Below are 5,800 nucleotides of genomic sequence, written 5' to 3'. Positions count from 1 at the left end.
AGCTGCGACGCCGTGCCGTCGGCCGATACCACCGTCAGCGTGTCATGCACGACCTGGCCTGCCTTCAGGCTGTCCGCCTGGCCGTGGACCAGGGCATAGCTCCAGGCGCCAGTGGCGCTGTCGAAGGTGAAGTTGCCGTAAGTGCCGGACAGCGCCGCCGCCGCCACCGCCTGGAACACCGCCTCGCCGCTATCGACATCGTGCACCGTCAGCGTGCCGCCGGTTGAGGTGCTGGTGTCCTCCACCACGCTGCCGGTCGACTGGCCGGTGATCGTCGCCGTATCGTTGCTGCCGGTAATGGTGACGTCAATGAGCTGCGACGCGGTGCCGTCCGCCGACGTCACCGTCAGCGTGTCATGCACCACCTGCCCTGCCTTCAGGCTGTCCGCCTGGCCGTGGACCAGCGCATAGGTCCAGGCGCCAGTGGCGCTGTCGAAGGTGAAATTGCCGTAGGTGCCGGTCAGCGCCGCCGCCGCCACCGCCTGGAACACCGCCTCGCCGCTGTCGACATCGTGCACCGTCAGGGTGCCGCCGGCGGTGGTGCTGGTGTCCTCCACCACGCTGCCGGCCGCCTCGCCGCTGATCGTCGCCGTGTCGTTGGCACCAGTCACATTCACCGTGAATGTCGCGGTGCCGCTGGCACCGTGGACGTCGGTGGTCTGCACCGTGAAAATGTCGGCATAGCTGCCCGCATGCAGCGCGTTGATCGCGGCGGCGTCGGCGACGTAGCTGTAGGTGCCGTCGGCGTTCACGGTCAGCGAGCCGTAGAGGCCTGTGACGGCCGAGGTCACCGGGTGGCTTTTGGCGTCGAGCGCGGCATAGGTCAGCGACGCCGTCTCGCCGCTGTCAGGATCGGTCCCGACCAGCGTGCCGGTGAGGTTGCCGAAACTGTCATTGACCGAGGTATCGGTGAGCGTGCCGGCGGTTACGGCCTCCAGCGTCGGCGTGTCATTGGTGCCGATGATCGTGATCGTGATCGGCGCGAATGTCGCCTCATTGTTCGGCGCGAAATTATTGTCAACCCGCGCCAGATAGACCAGCGTCAGCGTCTCGCCGGCGGCAAGAAAGTCGAAGGCGTTGTCGGCGATGTTGTAGCTCCAGGTCGCCGAGCCATTGTTGGTGTTGCCGGGGTCCTGAACCACGACCAGCGGCACTGCGACCGCCTTGACCGCGGCCAGTTGCTCCGCCGTCAGCGTCGCCGTAATATTTTTGTTTTGCGCGTCCGTATAGCTGAAGGAATCGAAATTCGCGCTCACGGTCGGAAGATCGTCGGCGTTGATGTCGGCAAAGTTGATCTTGCCGGAAACCGTGTCGATCGTCGGGCTGTGGGTGAGGCCGAGACGCTCGGCGAGAACCCCATTGAAGGTGACCACGCTCGGCGGCTGGTCGATATGGATATGGGAGAGCTCGGGTGGGGGATTTTGGGTGATCGGCGCGATCGTGGTCGACGTGTTGATCAGCTGCACCGTCGGCGTCACGAGTTCGCCGCTGGCGATCTTGATGGGCTCGAGGGTTTGCAGGACCCCGATGTCGGTGAAGTGCGTGTTGGTCTTGGTATTGGCGTCTGCGAACTTCAGCGAGAAGACTTCGTTGATGATCTTCTGCGCGTCGGCCGAAAGCTGCACCGACGTGAGAAAGTTGACGTTGCCCTGGCTGTTGACGATCGTCTGCGTGCCCGCCTGGTTGACGGTCGCGATCGGCGTCAGCGTCGTCTTGTCGAACAGGATGTAGGAACCGGTGGTGCCATCCGGCTCGACCAGCACCTGGAATTTGGCGGGTGGCGCGCCACCCTGGCCGGGCACCTCGAAGTCGATCTCGACCAGCACCGCGGTACCGCGAATGCCCATGGTCGCGACCGGGGTGTCGACCTTCATGTCGCCGCGCTTCGCCGTCGCGCCGGCGACGAACGTGATCGTGCCCTGGACGAGACTGAGCAGCGACGAATTGTTCGACCCGTTCGGGTCGTAGATCATCTCGTTCAGCACCATTTTCGCGTTCGAGGCGAGGCCGAACACGGTGCCGTCGATGAAGGTGATGCCGAGCGTCGAATCGGATCCGGACTGGACCACGTCGCCCTTGTTGACGTTGTCACCCTGGTTCAGGATGATCGAAACGCCGTTGCGGACCGCGGTCGCGCTGCCATTCAGCTTGGTGACATGACCGATGACCTTGGCGACGCTGGCGATGCCGTCGGCCTGCGCGTATTGCGGGTGGCTGGTGAGCGCGTTGACGATGTCGGCCGTGAGATGCGCGCCATCGGGCGAGGCCAGCGCGGCCCGCTTCTCGCCCTTGAAGTAATCGTGCAGGACGAGTTCGTGATTCTCCCTGGAGAGGATCAGGTCGACGCCCGATCGCTTGAAGTCTCCGGTGAAAAGCAGATGCGCATCCGGGACGATGATCGCGCCGGGCGGGGCATGCGCGGAAACGGTCGCGACGCTGACATGCGCAGCGCCATGAATTGGCGGGGCCTCAACAGGCAGAACACCGTCGAATTTGCCGGCCAAACTCAAAGGAACACCGTAAAGTTAATACTTACTGAATATGCAATGGTCTGATTTGCTTATCACTTGCCCGCGCAGGGCGAAACCACCCTTGGCTTGCAAGAGGCGATCGAGGTCACGCCGCTACTCATAGTCGTTTTCCCCGGACCTTGATGAAAATAAAGCATTAGATTCGGTAGTTGTAAGACTATAAACATATATTACAAGTAAAAGCATGCCATGGTTATGTATTTCGAAGTATAGTGCCACGAGTTTTTACCTGGGGCAGCCTGCCTTCATTTCTCCGAATTCATCTTTCCGAGGGTTCCACAAGAACATATGACCTCGATTCCGCAGCAACAACTGTGATCCAGCTGACAGATCACGTGATCATGCGCGAACCCGCCGAATTAACCAGAAATCAAGGATAGGTCTTCGTAGCTTCCCGAAAGGTTCGGCTGGGGGTTCGCTAAACCGGTCAATTTTTCAGCAAGTCCATAAGACAATCTTTAGCATCCTCTGCGCTTTCGGGCCGGATGCGACCGGTTTTAAGCGGACGAAAAGCAGCGGCGCCCATCCTCACTGCCACGAAACGATCCGGTCACGCGTTGGCTCATGAGCCCGCCGATGCCCGGACATGGGGTGTCAGATGGGGATATCGGTTCAATCGCGCGCGTTGCGTGCATTCATGCTTGCCTGCGCTCTCGCCTGGTGTGGCCCGTCGGCCGAACTCGGCGCCGCAACGCTGCTTTCGCCCGGCGCCGCGGCCCTGATCAGAAAATCCGTCGAGCCGTTCGGGCTTGCTACAACCATCCTTTCGGAAGGCGGGCTGCGCGACAAGTGGCTCGGCGTGCAGCGCCGCCTCGACGACGAAATGGTGCAGCTTGCGCTGTGCGACGGCGATCGCGACGGCTGCGTGTCTACCGCCGCCCTGCAGTTCCTGGCTGTTATCGACACCGCGAAGGCGCGCGAGGGCCGCGCCAGGCTCGGCGAGGTCAATCGCGCGATCAATCTCGCCGTCAAATCGATGAGCGATCTGGCGATCTATGGCCAGATCGACCTGTGGACTTCGCCGCTTGCGACCCTGGCGAAGGGCGCCGGCGATTGCGAGGACTACGCGATCGCCAAGTATGTCGCGTTGCGCCTGGCCGGCGTCCCGGCCGACGACCTGCGGATCGTGATCATGCACGACACGATCGGGGGCGAAGATCACGCCGTCGCGGCCGCGCGGCTGGAGGGACGCTGGCTGACACTCGATAACCGCCGCATGGCGATGGTCGAGGATTCGGATGTCAGGAATTACCGGCCGGGTTTCGTGATCGATCAGAACAACGTCATGCAATATGTCGACGCGCCGCCGATCGCCGCCGCGGCGACGGATTTCGCCGCTCCGGTCGCATCGAACTAGCCCGCCGAGCCCCGCATGCTCGCGTCCTCGAATCGGGATACGCGCGGGCGGATTGACAAAAGTCCGGCTTGCAGTTCATTTCAGGGCCATGATTGAGAGGCCGCGGGCGGCGATCGCCACGGCGTCGCTCCTGCTTTCATTGAACGAGAATTTGAATGCGCGCGATTTTGCTGGCCCTGATTGCGGCTCAGGTCGGGTTGATGCATCCGGCCGGCGCGGACACGCTGGAATCCGATCAGTCGCTCCGCGACACGCTGCCGCTGTTCGAAAGCAACCGTTGCGCCAGGATCCGGGATCCGGCGGGTCAATTGTCTTGCGGTGATCCCGCCCTGCAGGCCGCCGGCGCGCGGCTGAGCCGCGCGGTGGAGGACAGGTTAAGCCGCATCGCCGATCGCCGACTGGCGGTCGAGGAGAATGTCGAATGGATCAAGGATCGCAATCTGAGCTGCGGGATATTTCCGGGACAAGGCCTTGCAGGCCAGGATTTCCAGTTCGTCAAGGCATGTCTGCTGAAGGAAACCGAAGAGAGGATCGCGATCCTGACCGATCCGGACTTCGATTGCCTCGCGACCGACACCACCGCGGGATTGCTGATCTGCGGCGATCCCGCACTGGCCATCGCCGACAAGGAGCTCAACGCGCACGTGCTCGGGCTGATCGCCAAAATGAAGCAAGATGAAGCCCGGGCTGCGTTCAACGAATACGCCGGATGGGCCAGGGCCCGCGACCGGAAATGCAATCTGGCTGACAAGGACAATGTGCCGCTGGCCGAATTGTCGTCGTCCGAAGCCTGCCTTGCGGACTATATCGGCCGGAAAACCGCCGAGATCGTCGCGGCCAAGGGCGACCCCAGGAAAGTCTTCCGCCGGTCGCCGGCATCCCCCACCCCCGACGCCGACGCCGTCGATCTGTGCGTGGCGCAGATTCATGCGGCCAACAGCTGCGGCGATTTCCTGCGGGTCAGCCGCATCATCCAGATCGATACGGAAGTGTCGGCGGATGCGGCGCTGGTCACGGCGGAAGTTGAAATGAAGGTGCTTTCGCCCTTCACCGTGTGCAGCCCGATCGCCGCGGCCTGCACCGGATCCTGCTGGGATCCGGTATCGGGACAGGCGAAGCCGACGCCGGGAAGCCGGGAGAGCCTGTTGGTGGCGCAGAGGCTGAGGATCGAAAAATCGTTCGCGTTCAGCAAGACCGATAGCGGCAACTGGCGTTGCAATACCGGTGCGTTGCAGCCGATCGAACTCGGGATCGCATTGAGCGGCCCGTAGCGCGCGCTCAGCGCCGGCTTCGTCGACTTCGCCCGGCGATCGTCTCTGGTTCGGGACGCCAATCCAATGTTGCACCGCATCCGGAATGCGCGCTGTATTTGTTTTGACGAATAGATGACGACACTCATCTTATCGATTTCTTTTCCGGTCTGCCTTTGATTGACGCCATCGGGGCGCATGTTTGTTTTTCGTATTGACGCTTTCCCGTTTCCGGAAGATGGTCGGCGCGCAGCGTCAGGAAAATGACGCGCATTCACTGGGAGGGATGTATGAAACGCCTCGCGCTAGCTGCCAGCCTTGCTATTCTCGCGCCGTTCGGTGCGAGCGCCCAGACCACCGATCAACTGGTCAAGGGGGCGACCGATACATCGAACGTCCTCAACTACGGCATGGGCTATAATCTGCAGCGGTTCAGTCCGCTGACGCAGATCAACAAGGACAACGCCAAGAACCTGGTTCCGGTCTGGAACTACAGTCTTGCCGATGACCGCAGCGAGGAGTCGCAGCCGCTGGTCTATCAGGGCGTCATCTACGTCACCACCCATGCCGCCACCATCGCGGTCGAGGCAAAGACCGGCAAGCAGATCTGGAAGACCAAGGTGGAGTATCCGGCCGAGACACCGCGAATCGTGTGTTGCGGC

Annotated in this window: 3 protein-coding genes and 1 pseudogene; 3 read left to right on the top strand and 1 reads right to left on the bottom strand. The window is 62.1% G+C overall.

The annotated features are described in order from the left end of the window. Nucleotides 1-2,510, bottom strand: a 2,510-nt coding sequence (locus tag WCE35_RS22305; protein ID WP_424595484.1) for a VCBS domain-containing protein, incomplete at its 3' end; no start/stop codon positions are given. Nucleotides 2,511-3,129: 619 nt separating this feature from the next. Here WCE35_RS22305 and WCE35_RS22300 point away from each other — a divergent pair. The 3 genes and pseudogenes from WCE35_RS22300 to WCE35_RS22290 all read left to right on the top strand — a co-directional run. Continuing rightward, nucleotides 3,130-3,888, top strand: a complete 759-nt coding sequence (locus tag WCE35_RS22300) for a transglutaminase-like cysteine peptidase (RefSeq protein WP_424595483.1) — start codon at nucleotides 3,130-3,132, stop codon at nucleotides 3,886-3,888. A gap of 155 nt (nucleotides 3,889-4,043) precedes the next feature. Continuing rightward, a complete protein-coding gene (locus tag WCE35_RS22295) occupies nucleotides 4,044-5,159 on the top strand; it encodes a lysozyme inhibitor LprI family protein (protein ID WP_424595482.1) in 1,116 nt (371 codons plus the stop codon). 269 nt (nucleotides 5,160-5,428) lie between these two features. Continuing rightward, a pseudogene (locus tag WCE35_RS22290) lies at nucleotides 5,429-5,800 on the top strand (PQQ-dependent dehydrogenase, methanol/ethanol family); the annotation flags it as partial.

The organism is Bradyrhizobium sp. (assembly GCF_049691595.1).
GTDB lineage: Bacteria > Pseudomonadota > Alphaproteobacteria > Rhizobiales > Xanthobacteraceae > Bradyrhizobium.
Note: the sequence above shows the minus strand (reverse complement) of the source record. Positions and strands in the feature narration are given on the sequence as shown.